The following is a 669-nucleotide window of genomic DNA, read 5'->3' on the forward strand; positions in this document are numbered from 1 at the left end:
TCCCAAGGCGTTCTTCCTCGCTGAAAGTGCTTTACAACCCGAAGGCCTTCTTCACACACGCGGCATGGCTGGATCAGGCTTTCGCCCATTGTCCAATATTCCCCACTGCTGCCTCCCGTAGGAGTCTGGGCCGTGTCTCAGTCCCAGTGTGGCTGATCATCCTCTCAGACCAGCTACGGATCGTCGCCTTGGTGAGCCATTACCTCACCAACAAGCTAATCCGACATGGGCTCATCCGATAGCGCAAGGTCCGAAGATCCCCTGCTTTCTCCCGTAGGACGTATGCGGTATTAGCCTGAGTTTCCCCAGGTTGTCCCCCACTATCGGGCAGATTCCCATGCATTACTCACCCGTCCGCCGCTCGACGCCTCCTAGCAAGCTAGGATCGTTTCCGCTCGACTTGCATGTGTTAAGCCTGCCGCCAGCGTTCAATCTGAGCCATGATCAAACTCTTCAGTTGAAAGCTTGATAGTCTGTTAAGCAGACCAAACTTGGTTCAGAGTCAAACTTCTCGTGAGAGGCTTGCTCCGATATTTGGTGACCTTGTCACCACTCATCGGCAAGCGCTCACACGAATTACCTGATCAAATTTTTAAAGAGCGTCGCTGTTAAGCGAGGAGGCATATTCTACCCGGAACGCTTGAGAAGTCAAGCACTTGATGATGAGTC

Annotated in this window: 1 rRNA gene; it reads right to left on the reverse strand. The window is 52.9% G+C overall.

The features are described 5' to 3' along the window. Window positions 1–460, reverse strand: a 16S ribosomal RNA gene (locus tag MSG32_RS17895); the annotation flags it as partial. Between the last annotated feature and the right edge of the window lie 209 nt (window positions 461–669).

Origin of the sequence: Cobetia sp. 1CM21F (assembly GCF_023161745.1) — a bacterium.
Taxonomy (GTDB): Bacteria; Pseudomonadota; Gammaproteobacteria; order Pseudomonadales; family Halomonadaceae; genus Cobetia; species Cobetia amphilecti.